We start from the raw sequence: 19,820 nt of genomic DNA, 5'->3' as shown, positions 1-19,820 counted from the left end.
TCAAACCGCGTCTTACCGCGGTGCAATCCGGGGCTTGTGTTTGAAGCTTAGCAAGCGATTTTTCTGACTGTCAAATCGGCCTGCGAGGCATTCAGTTCTGAAGATTGTGGCCCCCGCTCCGGCCCGTTTCCGGTCCGTGTCGCGGTGACAAGGAGAAAGTTACACCCCCATGAACCGGGGTCCAAATCGGGGTACCCCTACGCCCAAGGTCAACATAACCCCAGCTCGGAACCCCTGCCGGACCTCTCAGAGTGCCCCGAAACCCCTCAAATCACGCACAACTGTGACCGGGACCACGCGAACTTTCTTTCACCGGTTCGCGACGGGCAGGTGCACGATCACCGCGAGCCCCCCACCGGGCACTGCCTCGGCGTGCACACGTCCTTCGTGCGCGGTCACCGCTGCCCGCACGATCGACAGCCCCAGTCCCGTCCCCGTGCGCGCGGTCCGATCGGTCCCACCGCGGCGGAACGGCTCGAACAGGCTCTCCACCAGGTCCGGCGCGATCGGCGGCCCGGACGACGACACCCGCAGCGCGGACCACTGCGGCCCGCCCTCGGTCACCACGTCGATCCACCCGCCCACCACGTTGTGGCGCACGGCGTTCTCCAGCAGGTTCCCCGCGATCCGCTCCAGCAACGCCGGATCGCCCACGGTGTGCGCCGGACCGGTCCGAAAGCTCATCCGCAACTGCTTCGCGGCCGACTCGGTCCGCACCGCCCGCCACGCCGAGTCCACGACGGTCGCCAGGTCGACGTGCTCGTGCACCGCCAACCGCGTCCCCTCGGTGCGGGCCAGGAGCAGCAGCGCGCTCACGAGCTGCTCGGCGCGCTCGGTCGCCGACCGCACCACCCCGGCCATCCGCCGCAGCTCCTCGTCGTCCGCGTCCGGGTCGGACAGCGTCACGTCCAGTTCGGTGCGGATCACCGACAGGGGCGTCCGCAGCTCGTGCGACGCGTTGGCGACGAACCGGCGCTGCGAGTCGAACGCCGCCTGCAAGCGGTCGAGCATCCCGTCGAACGTGTCGGCCAACTCGGCCACCTCGTCACGGGGCCCGGACAGCCGCAGCCTCTCCCCCAGCGACTCGGCCGACAACCTGCGCGCGGCCTCGGTCACGTCGTGCACGGGCTTGAGCACCCGCCCGGTGATCGCCCACGCCAGCACGGCGGCAGCGAGCACCACGAACAGGAACGCCACGGCCCCGGACCGAACGACGTCCGCACGCGCGTTCGCCCCGAGCACCTGGCTCAACACATCGGTGTCGACCTCGACACCGTCCACCTGCACGGTGCTGCCCTCGGGGAACGCGGGCATCGAGTCGACAACACGCCCAACGAGCATCCACCCCAGCAGGAGCAGCAAACAGCTCACGAACGCGACGAGCGCCGTCGCGAGCAACGTGATGCGAAGCCGCAGCCCCGGACCCCGCCGCTGGGTGAAGTCAGTCCTCAGCGGAGCCGCTCCCAGCACTGGGGACCCGGTAACCGGAACCCACGACCGTGTCGATGATGCCGGGCTCCCCGAGCTTCTTGCGCAACGTCATCACCGTGACCCGCACAGTCGTCGTGAACGGATCAGCATTCTCATCCCACACCCGCTCCAACAGCTCTTCACTGCTGACCACGGACCCCTTGGCGGCGAGCAGCACCTCAAGGACACCGAACTCCTTGCGAGTCAGTTCCACCAGCGCACCGGCACGCCGCACAGTCCGCCGAGCCGGATCAAGCTCGACGTCACGCGCACTCAACAAGGGAGGCGTGGCAGGCGTGGCCCGACGAGCAAGCGCACGAACCCGCGCCACCAACTCGGGAAAGGCGAACGGCTTCGCCAGGTAGTCGTCAGCCCCCAACGACAGACCGGCAACACGATCATCGATCCCCGCACTGGCGGTCAACATCATGACCCGCGTCAACGCACCAGAGCTGAGGATCTCCTTGCAGAGCTCATCACCGGACATGCCAGGCAAATCACGATCAAGGACAACCACGTCGTACCGCGTGATAGTCGACTTCTCGTGACCGGACTCGCCGTCGTAGGCAACATCCACAGCCATGCCTTCTCGCCGCAGACCACGCGCAATCGCATCGGCCAACGGCACTTCGTCCTCAACAACCAGGATCCGCACAAGCACAACGCTACCGGGACCACCTGAGAACCACCGCTAGAGACGAAACCGACCGCCCCAACGTCCAGGCCTCACCACCAACGCAACGGACGCCAACAGCAGCCAGCCACCTACAAAACCGGACCTCGCCGACTGCCAGCCACCTACGAAGCCGGACGCCGTCTACGCAGCGTGGCCGATTTTACTTGGGGGATTTGCCCCTTAAACTTGCGTCGGACGGCAGCTTCACCTCTGCCCTTTATTGTCCGACGAAGGGGCAAATCTAGGGGCCCCAAGTCAAATCGGCCACATCCTCGCTGGGACTTCGGTACGTCACCCAACCACGCTGTGACCTGCGAGTTTGACCCACAGGGGTTCCCCCGCCACCCCGCTCGCGCAATTATTTCAATGCTTTTCACGCTTTGTCAAGGCGGGAAAGATGCCTTGACAAAGCGTGAAAAGCACGAAGGGCGCTGGGGATGGGGGCGGCGGGGGAAGTGTGTGCCGGGTCAGTTGCGTGCGCCTGGTCAAGCGCCCTAGTGGGTCGGGTCGTGAGCAAAGCCAAGGGAAAGATCAAGACAGAGAAACACCGCAGCCCCGGTCACCTGGACCGGGGCTGCGGGCTACAACCAGGGACCCTACTTCTTCGCCGCCGCACCCATCTCCGACGACGACGCAGACGCGGACCCAGCCCCAGACTCCGACGCCCCAGACGCCTCCACCATCCGCCCAGCAACCCACTCCGTGACCCGCCGAGCAACCCCCTGCGCCGTCAACCCCAACTGGGCCAACACCTCCGCCCGCTCAGCGTGCTGGTGGAACTCCTGCGGCACCCCAAGGTCCCTCAAAGGCACCTCGACATCCGCATCACGCAACGCCGCGGCCAGCGTCCAACCGAACCCGCCGTGCCGTCCGCCATCCTCCACAGTCACCACGAGCTTGTGCTCAGCCGCCATCTCCACCAGCTCAGCAGGCACCGGGTGAATCCACCGAGGATCAACGACCGTCACCCCGATCCCCTGATCCGCGAGCCTCTGAGCAGCAGCGACACCAAGCTCACCAAACGACCCGACGGGCACGAGAAGCACATCCGCGCTCTCCCCCTCCGCGGGCCTCCTCAGCACGTCAACCGTCCCCACGCGCTCCAACGCGGGCAGGTCCGGACCGACGGACGCCTTCGGGTACCGCACCACCGAAGGCGCGTCGCTGATCTCGACGGCCTCCCGCAGCTCCTCCCGCAGCGTCGCCGCGTCCCTGGGAGCGGCCACGTGGATACCGGGGATCAAGCCGCAGATCGACATGTCCCACATGCCGTGGTGGCTGGCCCCGTCGGGACCGGTGATCCCGGCCCGGTCCAGCACGATCGTCACGCCTTGCTTGTGCATCGCGACGTCCATCAGCAACTGGTCGAACGCGCGGTTGAGGAACGTCGCGTACACCGCGACCACCGGGTGTAGGCCGCCCATCGCCAAACCGGCGGCCGACGTCATCGCGTGCTGCTCGGCGATCCCGACGTCGAAGCAGCGGTCCGGGTACAGGCCGGCGAACTTGTCCATCCCCACCGGGCCGCGCATGGCCGCCGTGATGGCCACCAGGTCCTCGCGTTCGCCGCCGAGCGCGGCCAGTTCGTCCGCGAACACGTGCGTCCACGTCCGCTTCGACGGGCCGACGGCCTCACCGGTGATCGGGTCGATGACGCCGGTGGCGTGCATCTGGTCGGCCTGGTGGTTCTCGGCGGGGGCGAAGCCGTTGCCCTTGCGGGTGACCGCGTGGACGATCACCGGGCCGCCGAACGCCTTCGCGCGGGTCAGCGCGGATTCGAGCGTGGGCAGGTCGTGGCCGTCGACCGGCCCGATGTACTTCAGGCCCAGGTCCTCGAACATCGCCTGGGGGGCCAGCGCGTCCTTGATGCCGCGCTTGGCGGCGTGCAGCGCGGCGTACAGCGGCTTGCCGAACAGCGGTGTCCGCTGCAAGGCGCGCCTGCCGCTCTCCAGGACCTGCTCGTACCCCGGCCGCAGCCGCAGCGAGGACAGGTGGTCCGCGAGACCACCGATCGTCGGCGAGTACGAGCGGCCGTTGTCGTTCACGACGATGACGACCGGGCGGGTCTTGTCCGCCGCGATGTTGTTCAGCGCCTCCCAGCACATGCCGCCGGTGAGCGCGCCGTCGCCGACGATCGCGACGACGGTCCGCTTGGCGTCCGTGAGCTGGAACGCCTTCGCCAGGCCGTCGGCGTAGGACAGCGCGGTCGAGGCGTGGCTGTTCTCCTCGACGTCGTGCTCGCTCTCGGAGCGCGACGGGTAGCCGGACATGCCGCCCCGCTGGCGCAGCGCGTCGAAGCCGTCGCGGCGCCCCGTCACGATCTTGTGCACGTAGCTCTGGTGACCGGTATCGAAGACGACCGGGTCGCGCGGCGAGTCGAAGACCCGGTGCACGGCCATGGTCAGCTCGACCACCCCCAGGTTGGGGCCCAGGTGACCACCGGTCCGGGAGACCTTGTCGACCAGGAATCCCCTGATCTCCTCCGCGAGCCGCACCAGCTCCTCGGCGGTCATCCGTTTCAAGTCCGCCGGTCCCTGCACGGATTCCAGCAGCGTCACCGCTCCACCTCGCCTGTGGTCTGCGTCGGTTCGGATTACGCATCGTGGTGGATGCGCATCGTCCGGTCAGTCTACGGAGGCACGGCTGAGGCGCAGTTCCTCACCCGCTTGCCTTGACCAGGACGTGAAGACCACCCGTCAGGTTGGCTTCTCAGGGTGTATGGAGGCTCACGTTCGGGGGACGAGGAGCGCCACGCACTCGACGTGGTGTGTCATCGGGAACGCGTCGAAGGCCCGGAGATCGGCCAGCTGATACCCCAGTTCCGCGAACGTCGCCACGTCACGTGCCAGTGCGGCGGGGTCGCAGGCGACGTAGACCACCCGCGCGGGTGAACGCCGGGCGATCTCGCCGACGACGACCTTGCCCGCGCCCTTGCGGGGCGGGTCGAGCACCACGACGTCCGGGTTCTGGTCGACGAAGTCGGGTGAGGACAGGACGTCCTCGACCTTCCCGCGGCGGAACTCGACCTGGCCCAGGTCGGACAGGTTGGCGACGCCGTCCTGGACGGCCTGGTGGGACGACTCGACGACCACGACGCGGCCGGTCGGGCCCACCTGCTCGGCGAGCACGGACGCGAACAGCCCGACACCGCCGTAGAGGTCCCAGGCGAGCGTGCCGGGTCCGGCGTCCGCCCACTCGCGGACGACGGCGGCCAGCGTGTCGGCGGCGGCCGGGTGGACCTGCCAGAAGCCCTCGGCGTCCAGCCGCCACGTGCGCTCGGCGGCCAGTTCGACGGCGGTGCCGCTGCCGCGCCTGCGGATGGGCCTGCCGGGCACCGCGCGGCGGCCGTTGCGCGGCTGGGGCTTGCCGGACTCGGTGATGTGCACCTGGCCGCCCGCGTCGCGGGTGACGGAGAGCTCGCCGCCGACCGCCCACTCGCGGCGCACGGCCTCGTCCAGCGCGCCGGGGGCGGCGATCACGCACTCGTCGACCACGACGACGTTGTGCCTGCGGTGGCCGCGGAACCCGGCCCTGCGCTCGGGGCCGACCGCCATCCGCATCCGGGTGCGCCACCCGGTCGGGCCGCCGGGCAGCTCCTCCACAACGACGGCCTGGTCCACGTTCGCGAGCCGGTGGAGCTGCTCCTCGACCACGGCGGCCTTCAGGTCGCGCTGGGCCTCCCAGGAGGCGTGCTGCCAGTCGCAGCCGCCGCACAGCCCCGGTCCGGAGAACGGGCACGGCGGCTCGACCCGGTCGGCGGACGGCCGGAGGATCTCCACCGCGTCGCCGCGGCAGAACGAGCCGCCGGTGTCGTCGGTGATCTGCACGACGGCCAGCTCGCCGGGCAGCGAGTGCCGGACGAACACGACCCGGCCCTCGTGGCGGGCGACGCAGTGGCCGCCGTGGGCCACCGGTCCGACCTCGACCTCGATCCTGCGGTGGCGCCAGTTGGGCTTCTCCACCCCACCGGTGGGGAGGTCGTCGTGGTCGGCGGGCTTGTCGTGCGAAGTCACCTGGGGTCCCTCTTGTCCAAACCGCGACGGATCGCGCCGGGCGCGATCACGTCCTTGTCGTGGACCCGTGTGGACGACGCGAGCTGCCACGGCACGCTCGTCACCATCACACCGGGTTCGAACAGCAGTCGCCCCTTGAGCCGCAGCGCGCTCTGGTTGTGCAGGATCTGCTCCCACCAGTGGCCGACCACGTACTCGGGGATGAACACCGTGACGACGTCGCGCGGGTTGTCCGAGCGCATCCGCTTCACGTAGTCCAGCACCGGTTTGGTGATCTCGCGGTAGGGCGACTCGATCACCTTCAACGGGATCTTGAAGGCTTCCTTCTCCCAGTCTTGCACGAGCCTGCGGGTGTCCGCGTCGTCGACGTTGACCGTGACGGCCTCCAGCACGTCCGGCCGGGTCGCCTTCGCGTAGGCCAGTGCGCGCAGGGTCGGCATGTGCAGTTTGGACACGAGCACCATGGCGTGGTTGCGGGCGGGCAGCATCTTCTGCCGCTCCTGCTGCCTCAGCTCCTCCGCGACCCGGTCGTAGTGCCTGCGGATCGCGGTCATCAGGGCGTAGATGGCGGCCATCGCGGCGATGGCGATCCAGGCGCCCTTGGTGAACTTGGTGATGAGCACGACCACGAGCACGGACCCGGTCATCACCAGGCCCACGGTGTTGATCGTCTGGGACCGCCGCATGCGGTTGCGGGCGGTCGCGTCCTCCTCGGTCGCGAGGAGCCGGTTCCAGTGCCGGATCATGCCGAGCTGGCTGAGCGTGAACGACACGAACACGCCGACGATGTAGAGCTGGATCAGCCTCGTGACCTCGGCGTCGAACGCGATGACCAGCACGACCGCCGCGCCGGCGAGGAACACGATGCCGTTGCTGAACGCCAGCCGGTCGCCGCGGGTGTGGAGCTGGCGCGGCAGGTAGCGGTCCTGGGCGAGGATCGAGCCGAGCACCGGGAAGCCGTTGAACGCGGTGTTGGCCGCGAGCACGAGGATCAGCGCGGTGACCGAGGCGATGAAGTAGAAGCCGACCGGGAAGCCCTCGAACACCGCGCCCGCGATCTGGGCGACCATCGTCTTCTGCTCGTAGCCGGGCGGCGCGTTGACGATCTGGTGCGCCGGGTCCTCGGCCATCCGCACGCCCGTGACCTGCGCCAGGACGATGAGACCCATCAGCATCGTGACGGCCATCAGGCCCATCAGCAGCAGGGTCGTGGCGGCGTTGCGCGACTTCGGCTTGCGGAACGCGGGCACGCCGTTGCTGATCGCCTCGACGCCCGTGAGCGCGGCGCAGCCCGAGGAGAACGCGCGCAGCACCAGGAACACGAACGCGAGGCCCATGAGGTGGTCGTCCTCGGCCCGGATCTCGATGCTGGAGCTCTCCGCGTGCATCTGGTCGCCCAGCACGAACGCCCGGAACAGGCCGTAGCCGATCATCAGCAGGATGCCGACCATGAACGCGTAGGTGGGGATCGCGAACGCGGTGCCGGACTCGCGCAGGCCGCGCAGGTTGATGGCGGTCAGCACGACGATGGCGGCGACCGCGAACTCGACCTTGTGGGTGGCGACGTACGGCACCGCCGACCCGATATTCGCCATCGCCGAGGCGATCGACACGGCCACCGTGAGGATGTAGTCGACCAGCAGCGCGCTGGCCACCGTCAGCCCGGCCCGGCGACCCAGGTTCACCGTCGCGACCTCGTAGTCACCGCCGCCGGACGGGTACGCGTGCACGTTCTGCCGGTAGCTCGCGACCACGACGAGCATCACAGCCACGACCACGAGGCCGACCCAGGGTGCCAAGGTGTACGCGGACAGGCCCGCGACCGAGAGCACCAGGAAGATCTCCTCCGGCGCGTACGCCACGGAGGACATCGCATCCGAGGCGAAGACCGGCAAGGCGATGCGCTTGGGCAGGAGCGTGTGGGCTAGTCGATCACTGCGGAAGGGCCTGCCGACGACAAGGCGCTTGGCCGCGGTTGCGAGCTTGGACACGGGTCCAGAGCGTAAGCGGTCCGCTCACCGTTTCGGACCAACCATGGGTAGGTTCAGTCACGCCGGTCGCGCAGGTCGCGGCGCGAAGAACGAGGAGGCACGCAGTGCACGTGGTGATCATGGGTTGCGGCCGGGTGGGGACATCCCTGGCCAAGGCCCTGGAGCGACTTGACCACCAGGTCGCGGTCATCGACAAGAACGCGCAGTCGTTCCGGCGGTTGGGGGCCGACTTCCACGGCCAGCAGGTCGTCGGCAACGGCTTCGACCGGCAGGTGCTGATCGAGGCGGGCATCGAACGGGCGGGCGCCTTCGCCGCCGTCTCCAGCGGTGACAACTCGAACATCATCTCGGCGCGCGTGGCACGGGAGACCTTCGGGGTCCAGCACGTCGTCGCGCGCATCTACGACCACAAGCGCGCCGAGGTGTACGAGCGCCTCGGCATCCCGACCGTCGCGACGGTCCCGTGGAGCACCGACCGCTTCCTCCGCGTGCTGGTCCCGGAGGGCTCCACGACGGCGTGGCGCGACCCGTCCGGCACCGTCGCCGTCCTGCCCATCACCGTGCACGAGGACTGGGTCGGCCACTCGGTCGCCGACCTCCAGGAGGCGACCGGGAGCCGGGTCGCGTTCATCATGAGGTTCGGCACCGGGGTGCTGCCGGACTCCAAGTCCGTCGTCCAAGCAGACGATGTGATCTACGTCGCAGCCCTGTCCGGCACCGTCACCGACGTGACCGCCGCGGCCGTTCGCGCACCTGAGGAGAACTGATGCGGGTCGCAATCGCGGGCGCGGGAGCCGTCGGCCGGTCCATCGCGCAGGAACTGGTGTCCGACGGCCACCAGGTGATGCTGATCGAACGCGACTTCGCGCACTTCGAGCCGCACACCGTCGAGCAGGCCGAGTGGGTGCAGGCCGACGCGTGCGAGCTGTCGTCGCTGGAGGACGCCGGGATGCAGCTCTGCGACGTCGTCATCGCCGCCACCGGCGACGACAAGGTCAACCTCGTCGTCTCGCTGCTGGCCAAGACGGAGTTCGCGGTCAAGCGCGTCGTGGCACGGGTCAACGACCCGGCCAACGAGTGGCTGTTCACCGAGTCGTGGGGCGTCGACGTCGCCGTCTCGACCCCGCGCATCCTGGCCGCGATGGTCGAGGAGGCCGTGACGGTCGGCGACGTGGTCCGCCTGCTGACCCTGCGCCAGGGCCAGGCGAACCTCGTGGAGATCACCCTCCCCCACGACACCCCGCTGGCGGGCGAACCGGTCAGCGGCCTGACCCTGCCGCGCGACGCGGCACTCGTGACGATCCTGCGCGGCGGCCGCGTGATCGTCCCGTCGGCCGAGGACACGCTCGAGGGCGGCGACGAACTCCTGTTCGTGGCCACCGCCGCCGTCGAGACGGAAATCCGCTCCGCACTGGGCTACTGACGACTCAGCCCCCGCTCGGACGCGCCGGGCGGGGGCTGGGTGGTCGGGTTTCGAGGGGCTGAGCCGCTACGCGTTGGTGTCCGCGGTGGACAGACCGAGTTGAGAGCACGCCTTGAGCAGTTTGGTGTCGCCGCTCGCGACGACGAGATCCCCGTCCTCCAACTGGTCCGCCGACGCCACGTGCACGGCGTCGTAGCCGCGAAGCGCGAACAGGTGGGCCAGTTCGGCCGCGCGACCGGTGACGACCTCGTCGACCTCGACGATCTCGAACTCGTTCCACATCCGGTCCATCAACCGGAGGGCTTCACCGTGGCCTTCGTCGGTCAGTCGCCCCATGCGCACCCCCTGGGCCAGCGCGGCGGCGGCCTCGACGTACAGGAGGCGCGTGGTGACGACGCTGTCCGAGTCGTTCCAGAAGCGCCTGCAAAATTCACTGCTCGACTCGGTGATCAAGAGGGGTACGAAGGCCGAGGTGTCGAAGTAACCGATCAACGCCGCTGTTCCCCCACCAGGTCGCTGATCGAACCCGTTGCGGCGACCGGCTCGGGAGCGGGCCGCTTTCGCGCCTTGGCCGGACGGACGCGCCCTTCGGCGATCAACCGTTCGAGCGAGGTCGGCTGACCGACGGGCACGATGCGAGCGATGGCGTGCCCGTGGTCTGTGACCACGACGGTCCGCCCTTGACGAACTTCCGCCAAGTGGCGACTGAGTCCATCGCGCAGTTCTCGGATTCCAACTTCCACGCCGCACCTCCTGTGGCCACAATCGTAGCTCAAATTATCGCCACCACCGCCGTCGAGACGGAAATCCGCTCCGCACTGGGCTACTGACGACTCCGCCCCCGCTCGGACGTGCCGGGCGGGGGCGGAATCGGTTGGTCAGGTTTCCGGCAGTGGTTTTGGTGGGGTGGCGTAGCGGGCGCGTAGTTGTTCTTCGGTTTCCCGCACCTCGGTCGCTTCGGCTTCCTCGAGGGCTTTGAGGCGTTTGTCCGAGCGGCGGACGGCCCAGACCGTCGCGGCGACCGCGATGGCCATGAGCGGGTAGCCCATGGCGAGGCGGGCGAAGGCGAGCCAGCCGACGGACGCGGTGTCGTACAGCCACTGCTGGACGACGAAGCGGGAGCCGAACACCAGTGCCCACACGAGGGTCGCGATGTCGTAGTCGCGGATCGACAGGCGGTCCTTGCGCCACGACGTGCCGCGGCCGTTGAGGAACGACCACACGACGCCCGCGAGGGGCCAGCGGACCGCGATCGACAGCAGGAAGGCGCCCGCGTAGATGAGGCTCTGCCAGATGCCGAACAGGAAGAAGCCCTTGGCGGAACCGGTGCGGTAGGCGATGAACGCCGCCACGCCCACACCGAACAGGCCGGAGACCGCGGGCTGGATCGAGCCCTTGCGGACCGCCAGCACGACGCCGATCAGCACCGCGGAGCCGAGTGCGCTCCAGATCGCGGGGTACAGGCCCGCGAAGGTGTTGACCAGCACGAACACGACGACTGGGAGCGAGGAGTAGACGAGGCCGCTGACGCCGCCCATCTGCTCCAGCATGGTCGGCATCTTCTCGGGGTCGGCGGTTTTCGTCTTCTGCTCTTCCGTCACGTTCTGGCCGTTCGTCGGGGTCATGAAGCGTTCTGGAGTTCGTAGTACGGGTTGTAGAGCACCTTGCGCCCGTCGCGGACCGCGATGCGGCCGCGGGCCTTGATGGTGCGGCCCGGTTCGATGCCCGCGATGCGGCGGCGGCCCAACCAGACCAGGGTCACGCCCTCGGTGCCGTCGAAGAGTTCGGCCTCCAGCGTGGCGGCCGAGTCGCGCGGGCACATCTCCACGCTGCGGAGCCTGCCCATCACGGTCACCTCCTCACCGGACTTGCAGTCGCACGCGCGCATGGCGCCGACCGCCTCGGCCTTCCGGGAGAGGTCGTCCGCGTCCAGCTCGGTCACGTCGCTGGTGAGGCGACGCATGAGACGGCGCCAATAGCCGTCCCCGGAAACACTCATCCCCGACTCCAGGTCCATCGCAAGGGGCATCGACGACGAAGCCCGTCCAACTCCAGGGTAACCGGGCGCGACGGCCCCGGTATCCGACTGGGGGAGGATCCTTCCCGTGATGCGCCCGATGGTCGATCTGGTCGGCCCAACCGCAGTGGTCCTGCCAGGCACGGCCTCGGACGAGGTGTTCGTCCGCAGTGTCTTCGAGGAGCCGTTGGCGCAGGTGGGACTGCGGTTGACCGCCCCGGAGTCGACGACGGTCGAGGAGCACCTGGCCGCGCTGGACGACGCTTGGAACGGCTGCCCGCTCCTGGTCGGCGGCATCTCGCTGGGGGCGCACGTGGCGGCCTCGTGGGCGCTCCGCCACCCCGAGCGGTGCGCGGGCCTGCTGCTGGCCCTGCCCGCGTGGTCCGGCCCCGCCGGAGAGGCCCCGGCGGCACTGGCGGCACGGGCGAGCGCGGCCGTCGTCGACCGCGACGGCGTCGACAACGCGCTGGTAGGGGTGGACGGCTGGCTGGGAGCGGAACTCTCCCGCGCCTGGCGCGGACACGGCCACCGACTGGCCACGACCCTGCGCGCGGCCTCGAAGTCCGAAGCCCCCACGACAGCCGAGCTGAGCGGCCTCGACATCCCCGCAGGAGTAGCCGCCTGCAACGACGACCCAGTTCACCCGCTGGGGGTCGCCCAATCGTGGACCAAGGCACTCCCCAAGGCCGCCCTGCGCACCACGACGCTGACAGCGCTGGGCACAGACCGCACCACCCTGGGACGAGCCGCAGTCCTGGCCCTGCTAGCCGCTCTAGCCACCTGACCTGCAGGACCCAACGCCGGCGCGAGCCAGCCCTACCCCTTGCCCCCGATCCCCAGCGCCCTCAGGTCCGCACCCTCTTTGTCAAGGCATCTTTCCCGCCTTGACAAAGAGGGTGCGGACCTAGAGACAATCAAAAATCGGGGTCGCGCACCCAAACCAACCCCACCAAACCCACCAAGAAGATCAGCCCTCAGCCTGCGCGGCGATGTGCTTCGCGATGGCCTCGGGCAGCTCGATCGGCAACGGCGTCCGCACCGGCATCGGCTGCGTGCCCCGGACCACGATCGTCCCGCGCAGCAGCTCGTACAGCGCCTCCGCGATCACCGGCGCCTGCTCCTCCGGCCCCGCGGCCACCCCGCGCAACAGCCACCGCGGCCCGTCGACCCCGACGAACCGCAGGTGCACACCGCTGTTCCGGGCGGTGATCTCCTCACCCCACTGCCCGTTCTCCCGGTTGATCCGAGCCCCGTCCTCCTTGAGCTGGGCGATCAGCTCCGCGCCGACCTCCTTCCAGAGGCCACCGCTGCGGGGCGCGGCGAACGCGCTCACCGTGAGCTGCCCCGCGGGCGTGAGCAGGTGCACCGCGCGCACCGCGCCCGCCGGGTCCATCTCGACCTGGAGCTGGACGCCGTCGGGCACCGGGAGCCTCACGGACCCGAGGTCCAGCCGGTTGACGTTGTCCTTGGGGGCTTCCGGTTCGTCGTAGGGACCGTCATCGGCGTAGTCGAGATCATCGCCGTCGAACTCCGCGTCCTGCTGCGCGGTCTCCCGGTTCGTCGCGTGCCTGCCCCGCTTGCGGCGCCGTCCGAACATCTGCGTCTACCCCTCTGTCCTCTGCATGGCGTCGGCCTTCGCCGCCGCCGCGAGCACGCCGTGCCCGCCGGTGGAGCCGTACCCACCCGCGCCCCGCTCGGAGCCCGGTAGTTCTTCGACCTCGCGGAACACGACGTGCTCGACCCGTTGCACCACGAGCTGAGCGATGCGGTCGCCCCGTGTGAGCCTGATCGGCTCGCGGAGGTCGTGGTTCACGAGGCAGATCTTGATCTCGCCGCGGTAGCCCGCGTCGATGGTTCCGGGGGTGTTGACCACGCTGAGCCCCACCCTCGCCGCGAGACCGGACCGCGGGTGCACGAACCCCGCATACCCCTCGGGCAGTGCGATAGCGATGCCGGTGCCGACCACCGCTCGCTCCCCAGGCTCTATCACCACGTCCTGGGTGGTGACCAGGTCGGCGCCCGCGTCACCCGGACGGGCATACGACGGCGGTGGGACTCCTGGATCGAGCCGGGACAGCAAGACCTCGACGCTGGGCACGGCGGGCGAGATTACCCTGCACACGTGAGCGAGAGTGCTGTGACCGCCCCAAGTGCCTTCAAAGAGCGGCTCTACGTCCCGTGGTGGGGCTGGCTGCTGCCGGTGACCGCCGCGGTGCTGCTGGCCGCGGAGATCCACATGGGCTTCCCCGGCGTCCGGTCCTGGCTGCCGTACGTGATCATCGTCCCGCTGGCCCTGCTGCTGATCGTGCGGCTCGGCTCGCTGAAGGTCGAGGTCAGCGGCGGTGAGCTGCGGATCGGTGACGCCCACGTGCCGCTGGAACTGCTCGGCGAGGTCGAGGTGTTCACCGCCAAGACCAAGCGGAAGGCGATGGGCCCGAACCTGGACCCGGCGGCGTTCGTCGCGCACCGCGGCTGGATCGGGCCGATGGTGAAGGTGGCGCTGGAGGACCCGGAGGACCCCACGCCCTACTGGCTGTTCAGCGTCCGCCACGCCGACCGGCTCGCGGAACTGCTGAAGAAGTGAAACGCGACTGGGCGCCACCCCTTCGGGTGAGCGCCCAGTGTCGTTCTTGTGGTGCTGTTCGGGTGACGCCGGTACTGGATCAGGCGCAGTCGCGGCAGATGTACTGCCCGTTGTGCTCCTCGGCGAGCCTGCTGCGGTGGTGCACCAGGAAGCACTTGGAACACGTGAACTCGTCGGCTTGCTTCGGCAGGACCTTGAAGGTGAGTTCCTCACCGGACAGGTCGGCACCTGGCAGCTCGAAGTTTTCGGCAGTCGCGTCCTCGTCGACATCGACTACGCCGGACTGCGTTTCGTTGCGCCGCGCCTTCAGCTCCTCGAGAGAGTCTTCAGCGAGCTCATCGGCCTCGCTGCGACGCGGCGCGTCGTAGTCGGTCGCCATTCTGTTTTCACCCCTGCGGTCTACGGAGACTGTGTTCGTGTCGCTGGTTAACGTCCCAGCGCCCCTTTTTGTGCCCCGTCGTCCAGTGACGGGGGTCTCGCCCCGGTCGTCGAGCGCCAACCCCCTGCTAGTCGACGCTTCTGGTGACTCAACGGTCCCGGAGCGCGCAGAGGGTAGCTCACCGATACGGGGGTAGCGCATCGGGTTCCCCCTAAATGAGCAGAAGGGTGACAGGACCCACGTACGCTGGCCCGATAGGCTGTACGTGGGCTCCGGCCCATCCGTCGCGGCCGTTCGCGGCGCTCCGGCGGCGGTGAACCCTCCGCTACCGGGTGATTGCGGGCGGCTACCAGCCGGTCGGGGACGCGGGATGGTCGCGGACGACATAGGCTGGAATACGGCGAGCACATGGGGACAACGCCAGGGGAGGTCGGCGGACGTGGGACCCGCGAGCACTACGGGGAACAGCGGGCTGTCGCGGTACAGGCGGCGGCGACCGCTACCGGCGCTCGTCCTCTTCGTGATCTTGGCCTTCGGAGCGGTGTTCGTCTGGGCGAAAGTCCTGAACACGGCGAACGACGTGGACCTGGCGATCCGGTGCAACACACCGGGGAGCGCGCCCGCGCCGTCGTCGTCGGCGCCACCCGCCGATCCCGCCGCGTCGCCGGTCGAGGCCCCGAAGCTGGGCAACGTGCTGGCGCACGACGCGCTGGACCGGACTGATCCGGTGCCGGTGGCGGACATCCAGTTCCGGGTGTTCAACGCGAGCACCCAGCGGAACCTGGCCAGGTTCGTCGCGACGACCTTGACCGAGCTGGGCCTGAAGCAGGCCGCCGAGCCGGACAACGACCCGGTGTACCCGGCGGGTGACATGACCTGCCGGGGCCAGATCCGGTTCGGGGCTCCGGGAGCGGGCGCGGCGCGCACGTTGAGCCTGATCGACCCGTGCCTGGAGCTGGTCAGGGACGAGCGGCAGGACGCGACGGTCGACATCGCCGTCGGCAAGAAGTTCGACGAGATCAAGCCGAACCACAACGCCCGCAAGGTGATGGACCAGCTCGCCGACTGGGCCGCGCAGCAGCCCGAGCAGGCCGGTGGCCAGGCCGCCGAGGCCGGGGCGCCCACCGTGGTGGCGTCGAACGTGACGGCGGCTCGGGACGTGCACTGCTAGGCCGGCTCCACCGCACCTGACTGCCGCGAAGCCCTCACCACCTCGGTGGTGAGGGCTTCGCGCTGTCCGGGACCTCGAAGGTCGGGGCGGCTCACACCAGGCCGAACCCGCACTCCACCAGTGCCGCGCGCAGTTCGGTCGCGATGGCCGGGGTGGCGGCGAACGTGGCGTCCTCCCCCAGCTCCGGGTCCTCACCGGGCAGGTGCACGACGGCGCCCGCCTCGCTGGCGACCAGCGCGCCCGCGGCCCAGTCCCACCGGCCGAGCGCGTGCTCCGCGTAGGCGTCGAGCCATCCCGCGGCGACCGCGCACAGGTCCAGCGACGCCGCACCGGCCCGGCGGATGTCCCGGACCCTGGTCGACAGGGCCGCCCAGGTCGTCGCCTGGCGCTGACGGCGTTCCGGCCGGTACGCGAAGCCGTAGCCGACCAGGGAGAGGTCGAGGCGGGTGGCGGCGGAGACCCCCAGCCGGGTTCCGTCCAGGTAGGACCCGTGGCCGCGGGCGGCCGTCCAGACCCGGCCGCTGACCGGTTCCACGACCACCCCCGCCACCGACACGCCGTCGAGCTGCGCGGCGATCGACACGGCGTAGTGCGGTAGTCCGTACAGGTAGTTCACGGTCCCGTCGATCGGGTCCACGACCCACGTGAGCCCCTCGACGGCGGCGCTGCCGCCCTCCTCCTCGCCGATCACCGGCTCACCGGGGCGCATGACCGCGAGTCGGTCGCGAACGAGCTGCTCAGAGGCCCTGTCGGCCTCCGTGACCACGTCGGTGGCGGTGCTCTTCGTGTCCACCTGAGCGGCGACGGCGGCGTGCCTGGTGCGTCGCACGAGGTCCGCGGCCTCTTGCGCGACGGTGACCGCGACGTCGACCAGCGGGCGAGGATCGAAACTCAACTGTTCCACCTACGTCACTCTCGCGGGACTATCTGGGGTGCTCAGGCTAGTGTCTGCGGCCACGGTTACTGAATCGAGTAGGAAGGCCACCGGGGATGGGCATTACCCGCGGGTTCGGTGTGGACATCGGCGGCTCCGGCATCAAGGGCGGCCTGGTCGACCTGGAAGCAGGAGCACTGGACGGGGAGCGGTTGAGGATCGCCACGCCCCAACCGTCGACGCCCGAGGCGGTGGCCGACGTGGTGGCCGAGATCGTCGCGAAGTTCGAGTGGACCGGTCCCGTCGGCATCACGCTCCCCTGCGTGGTCAAGCACGGTGTCGCGCTGACCGCCGCGAACGTGTCCAAGCACTGGGTGGACACGGACGCCCGCGCGCTGTTCGCGAAGCGGCTCGGCAAGCCGGTCGAGGACGTCGTGGTGCTGAACGACGCTGACGCGGCGGGCATGGCGGAGATGAAGTTCGGCGCGGGCGTGAACCGCGACGGGCTGGTCGTGCTGCTGACGTTCGGCACGGGCATCGGCAGCGCGCTGTTCCTCGACGGCCAGCTCGTCCCCAACACCGAGTTCGGCCACCTGGAGGTCGACGGGCACGACGCCGAGTCGAAGGCCGCCGCGTCCGTCAAGGAGGACAAGGGGCTGTCGTGGGCGGAGTGGGCGCCCCGCGTCTCGCGCTACGTGGGCGTCCTGGAGAACCTCATCTGGCCGGATCTGGTGATCGCGGGCGGAGGGGTCAGCAAGAAGGCCGACAAGTGGTTGCCGCTCCTCGAAGTGCGCACCGAAGTCGTCGCCGCGGCGTTGAAGAACGACGCGGGCATCGTGGGCGCCGCGGCGGCCGCCGCGCAGGGGATCAAGCACTGATCCGGAAAATCCCTTACACGATCTAGCTGCGGGAACACCTGTTCAACCCCCTCTAAGGCAAGCGGGGCGCAACAGCACGCGATTCTCGTCGTTACAATGGAACGGTGCCCCGCCGGATGGCTTCGGCGGGCTCTCCCCCGAACTCTGGCGTCCGAGGTTTCGCGCCCTTCGGATCGCCGTGATCGACAGTCGCGAAAGGGCGTACGTGGCAGCCGCAGAAACCGCAACCCGACGCTCCAGCACCACGAGCGCCGCGAAGACGACCTCGGCCGCAGCCGGTGAGTCTGAGGAGACCCCCAAGGCCGCCTCGGCCCGCAAGGCTCCGGCTCGCAAGCCCGCCGCGGCGAAGACTGCGGCGGCTGGCAAGACGGCGGCCAAGGCGCCTCGCAAGACCGCCGCCAAGGCCGGTCCCGCCAAGACGAAGAAGGACGGCGACGAGCCGGACGACCTCGAAGCCGCTCCCGGTGACGAGGACCTGGGCGAGGACGTGGTCATCGTGGACGAGCCCGTCGTCGACGAACCCGAAGAGGCCGAGGACGAGAAGAAGCCCGGCGAAGGCGACTTCGTCTGGGACGAGGAGGAGTCGGAGGCCCTGCGGCAAGCCCGCAAGGACGCCGAGCTCACCGCCTCCGCCGACTCGGTCCGCGCCTACCTGAAGCAGATCGGCAAGGTCGCGCTCCTCAACGCCGAGGAGGAGGTCGAACTCGCCAAGCGGATCGAGGCGGGCCTCTACGCGGCGGAGCGGGTGCGCCGGGCCGAGGACGAGAACGAGAAGCTCACCCCCCAGATGCGCCGCGACCTGCGGTGGATCGTCCGGGACGGCGAGCGCGCCAAGAACCACCTGCTGGAGGCCAACCTCCGCCTCGTGGTCTCGCTGGCCAAGCGCTACACCGGCCGTGGCATGGCGTTCCTGGACCTGATCCAGGAGGGCAACCTCGGTCTGATCCGCGCGGTCGAGAAGTTCGACTACACCAAGGGCTACAAGTTCTCGACCTACGCGACGTGGTGGATCCGCCAGGCCATCACCCGCGCCATGGCCGACCAGGCCCGCACCATCCGCATCCCGGTGCACATGGTGGAGGTCATCAACAAGCTCGGCCGCATACAGCGTGAACTCCTCCAGGACCTGGGCCGCGAGCCCACGCCCGAGGAGCTCGCCAAGGAAATGGACATCACCCCCGAGAAGGTGCTGGAGATCCAGCAGTACGCTCGGGAGCCCATCTCGCTGGACCAGACGATCGGCGACGAGGGCGACAGCCAGCTCGGCGACTTCATCGAGGACTCCGAGGCCGTCGTGGCCGTGGACGCGGTGTCGTTCACCCTGCTCCAGGACCAGCTCCAGTCGGTGCTGGCCACGCTGTCCGAGCGCGAAGCGGGCGTCGTCCGCCTGCGCTTCGGCCTCACCGACGGCCAGCCGCGGACGTTGGACGAGATCGGCCAGGTCTACGGGGTCACCCGTGAGCGGATCAGGCAGATCGAGTCGAAGACGATGTCCAAGCTGCGCCACCCGTCGCGCTCGCAGGTCCTGCGCGACTACCTGGACTAGACGCGAAAACCGGCGATGGCCCCGCACTTCGGTGCGGGGCCATCGCCGTGTCGCGCCGACCGCACACCCGTTCGAGGTGCGGAGCGGTCCACCGGCCGCCGAACGCGGCATTTCGGGCGCGGAGTTCGCTGGTCGGCAGCTCGCGGAGGTCACGGCGAGGTCTCTGAACGTCTGGTGAACGGCTCGAACCGCGTCCGAATGGTGGAATCCGGGGCCGTGTTCGCTGTGGGCTGACCAAAGTGTTATCGATCACACCAACGGCCGCAAGGGTCCCACCAGTTGGAGCAATCCGAGGCCTTCGGCCCCCAAAACGCCTGGTCTGAAACCGTTGCCACGACTGCGGAAAGTGATGTTGAACCCCGCGAATCGGCGTTCGGGCCGGTTCGGCGCACCGACGAGTGGGTAAATCGCGAGTGACGCGCGTCGCCACGTCGACGGGAACACTGACTTCCGCGCGAACGTCTGAGAGAGTGGAGCCAGCGAGCACCGCGCACCAGCCAGATGCGTAGTGGTCGCAGCTTGGTAAGAGGGCACCGAAATCCTCGGTGCCGGGACGGAGGGAGACTCTAATGACTACACCCACGCTCACCCGCCCCGAGTTGACCGCTGCCGACCGCTGCGACCGCTGCGGGGCTGCTGCCCAGGTTCGCGCCGTACTCCCCTCCGGGGGCGAACTGCTGTTCTGCGGGCACCACGCCCGTGAGCACAGCACGAAGCTGCGCGAGCTCGCTGCCGAACTTCAGCAGGGCTAACAATCGGGGCCGTGTGTGGCCCTCAAGCACCCTTGCCGTTCCGGGG

The 19,820-nt window shown here is 69.2% G+C and carries 21 protein-coding genes; 8 read left to right on the top strand and 13 right to left on the bottom strand.

What is annotated here, in order from left to right:
- Window positions 1-309 precede the first annotated feature (309 nt).
- The 5 genes from NZH93_RS07390 to NZH93_RS07370 form a co-directional block, all read right to left on the bottom strand.
- Window positions 310-1,470: a sensor histidine kinase gene (locus NZH93_RS07390; RefSeq protein WP_259622149.1), complete on the bottom strand. Its 1,161-nt coding sequence runs from the start codon at window positions 1,468-1,470 to the stop codon at window positions 310-312.
- Window positions 1,442-2,125, bottom strand: coding sequence for a response regulator transcription factor (locus tag NZH93_RS07385; RefSeq protein ID WP_259622148.1), 684 nt, complete (start codon window positions 2,123-2,125; stop codon window positions 1,442-1,444). Before NZH93_RS07385 ends, NZH93_RS07390 begins: the two co-directional genes overlap by 29 nt.
- A gap of 617 nt (window positions 2,126-2,742) precedes the next feature.
- A complete protein-coding gene (gene dxs / locus NZH93_RS07380; RefSeq protein WP_259622147.1) occupies window positions 2,743-4,704 on the bottom strand; it encodes a 1-deoxy-D-xylulose-5-phosphate synthase in 1,962 nt (653 codons plus the stop codon).
- Window positions 4,705-4,872: 168 nt separating this feature from the next.
- Entirely contained in the window at window positions 4,873-6,108 is a 1,236-nt protein-coding gene (locus tag NZH93_RS07375; protein ID WP_259622187.1) for a class I SAM-dependent RNA methyltransferase, read from the bottom strand.
- Between the two features lie 47 nt (window positions 6,109-6,155).
- Window positions 6,156-8,150, bottom strand: coding sequence for an APC family permease (locus NZH93_RS07370; protein WP_259622146.1), 1,995 nt, complete (start codon window positions 8,148-8,150; stop codon window positions 6,156-6,158).
- Window positions 8,151-8,254: 104 nt separating this feature from the next.
- Here NZH93_RS07370 and NZH93_RS07365 point away from each other — a divergent pair, with 104 nt between their 5' ends.
- Window positions 8,255-8,917, top strand: a complete 663-nt coding sequence (locus NZH93_RS07365; protein ID WP_308214176.1) for a potassium channel family protein — start codon at window positions 8,255-8,257, stop codon at window positions 8,915-8,917.
- Complete coding sequence (locus NZH93_RS07360) at window positions 8,917-9,573, top strand: potassium channel family protein (RefSeq protein WP_259622144.1); 657 nt, start codon at window positions 8,917-8,919, stop codon at window positions 9,571-9,573. The genes NZH93_RS07365 and NZH93_RS07360 overlap by 1 nt, the downstream gene beginning before the upstream one ends.
- A 66-nt stretch (window positions 9,574-9,639) precedes the next feature.
- On the opposite strand, the gene NZH93_RS07355 is transcribed toward NZH93_RS07360, so the two are convergent.
- The 4 genes from NZH93_RS07355 to NZH93_RS07340 form a co-directional block, all read right to left on the bottom strand.
- A complete protein-coding gene (locus tag NZH93_RS07355; protein ID WP_259622143.1) occupies window positions 9,640-10,065 on the bottom strand; it encodes a type II toxin-antitoxin system VapC family toxin in 426 nt (141 codons plus the stop codon).
- Complete coding sequence (locus NZH93_RS07350) at window positions 10,062-10,316, bottom strand: type II toxin-antitoxin system Phd/YefM family antitoxin (protein ID WP_259622142.1); 255 nt, start codon at window positions 10,314-10,316, stop codon at window positions 10,062-10,064. The genes NZH93_RS07355 and NZH93_RS07350 overlap by 4 nt, the downstream gene beginning before the upstream one ends.
- A 135-nt stretch (window positions 10,317-10,451) precedes the next feature.
- A complete protein-coding gene (locus NZH93_RS07345) occupies window positions 10,452-11,198 on the bottom strand; it encodes a DUF3159 domain-containing protein (RefSeq protein ID WP_259622141.1) in 747 nt (248 codons plus the stop codon).
- Window positions 11,195-11,572: an OB-fold nucleic acid binding domain-containing protein gene (locus NZH93_RS07340; RefSeq protein WP_259622140.1), complete on the bottom strand. Its 378-nt coding sequence runs from the start codon at window positions 11,570-11,572 to the stop codon at window positions 11,195-11,197. The genes NZH93_RS07345 and NZH93_RS07340 overlap by 4 nt, the downstream gene beginning before the upstream one ends.
- Window positions 11,573-11,681: 109 nt before the next feature.
- On the opposite strand from NZH93_RS07340, the gene NZH93_RS07335 reads away from it, so the two are divergent.
- Entirely contained in the window at window positions 11,682-12,374 is a 693-nt protein-coding gene (locus NZH93_RS07335) for an alpha/beta fold hydrolase (RefSeq protein WP_308214175.1), read from the top strand.
- Window positions 12,375-12,557: 183 nt separating this feature from the next.
- Here the strand turns inward: NZH93_RS07335 and NZH93_RS07330 are convergent, their stop codons facing one another.
- Both NZH93_RS07330 and dut read right to left on the bottom strand, forming a co-directional pair.
- Entirely contained in the window at window positions 12,558-13,187 is a 630-nt protein-coding gene (locus NZH93_RS07330) for a DUF3710 domain-containing protein (protein ID WP_259622139.1), read from the bottom strand.
- Window positions 13,188-13,193: 6 nt separating this feature from the next.
- Window positions 13,194-13,688: a dUTP diphosphatase gene (dut, locus tag NZH93_RS07325; RefSeq protein ID WP_259622185.1), complete on the bottom strand. Its 495-nt coding sequence runs from the start codon at window positions 13,686-13,688 to the stop codon at window positions 13,194-13,196.
- Between the two features lie 24 nt (window positions 13,689-13,712).
- Between dut and NZH93_RS07320 the strand changes: the two genes are divergently transcribed.
- Window positions 13,713-14,174, top strand: a complete 462-nt coding sequence (locus NZH93_RS07320) for a DUF3093 domain-containing protein (RefSeq protein WP_259622138.1) — start codon at window positions 13,713-13,715, stop codon at window positions 14,172-14,174.
- A 79-nt stretch (window positions 14,175-14,253) separates the two neighbouring features.
- On the opposite strand, the gene NZH93_RS07315 is transcribed toward NZH93_RS07320, so the two are convergent.
- Complete coding sequence (locus tag NZH93_RS07315) at window positions 14,254-14,553, bottom strand: DUF4193 domain-containing protein (protein ID WP_106196725.1); 300 nt, start codon at window positions 14,551-14,553, stop codon at window positions 14,254-14,256.
- Between the two features lie 439 nt (window positions 14,554-14,992).
- On the opposite strand from NZH93_RS07315, the gene cei reads away from it, so the two are divergent.
- Window positions 14,993-15,724 carry an envelope integrity protein Cei gene (gene cei, locus NZH93_RS07310; protein WP_372506586.1) on the top strand — a complete coding sequence of 244 codons (732 nt, stop codon included), beginning with the start codon at window positions 14,993-14,995 and terminating at the stop codon, window positions 15,722-15,724.
- A gap of 91 nt (window positions 15,725-15,815) precedes the next feature.
- On the opposite strand, the gene NZH93_RS07305 is transcribed toward cei, so the two are convergent.
- A complete protein-coding gene (locus NZH93_RS07305) occupies window positions 15,816-16,619 on the bottom strand; it encodes an inositol monophosphatase family protein (RefSeq protein WP_259622136.1) in 804 nt (267 codons plus the stop codon).
- A 95-nt stretch (window positions 16,620-16,714) separates the two neighbouring features.
- On the opposite strand from NZH93_RS07305, the gene ppgK reads away from it, so the two are divergent.
- From ppgK to NZH93_RS07290, 3 genes are all read left to right on the top strand, one after another.
- Window positions 16,715-17,476, top strand: a complete 762-nt coding sequence (gene ppgK / locus NZH93_RS07300) for a polyphosphate--glucose phosphotransferase (protein WP_276022802.1) — start codon at window positions 16,715-16,717, stop codon at window positions 17,474-17,476.
- A 205-nt stretch (window positions 17,477-17,681) separates the two neighbouring features.
- On the top strand, window positions 17,682-19,022 hold the full coding sequence (locus tag NZH93_RS07295) for an RNA polymerase sigma factor (protein WP_372506585.1): 1,341 nt from the start codon (window positions 17,682-17,684) through the stop codon (window positions 19,020-19,022).
- Between the two features lie 569 nt (window positions 19,023-19,591).
- Window positions 19,592-19,774: a DUF7455 domain-containing protein gene (locus tag NZH93_RS07290; protein WP_106196729.1), complete on the top strand. Its 183-nt coding sequence runs from the start codon at window positions 19,592-19,594 to the stop codon at window positions 19,772-19,774.
- The last annotated feature ends 46 nt before the right edge of the window (window positions 19,775-19,820 follow it).

The sequence above is a fragment of the Umezawaea endophytica genome, assembly GCF_025061645.1.
Lineage (GTDB): Bacteria > Actinomycetota > Actinomycetes > Mycobacteriales > Pseudonocardiaceae > Umezawaea > Umezawaea endophytica.
Note: the sequence above shows the minus strand (reverse complement) of the source record. Positions and strands in the feature narration are given on the sequence as shown.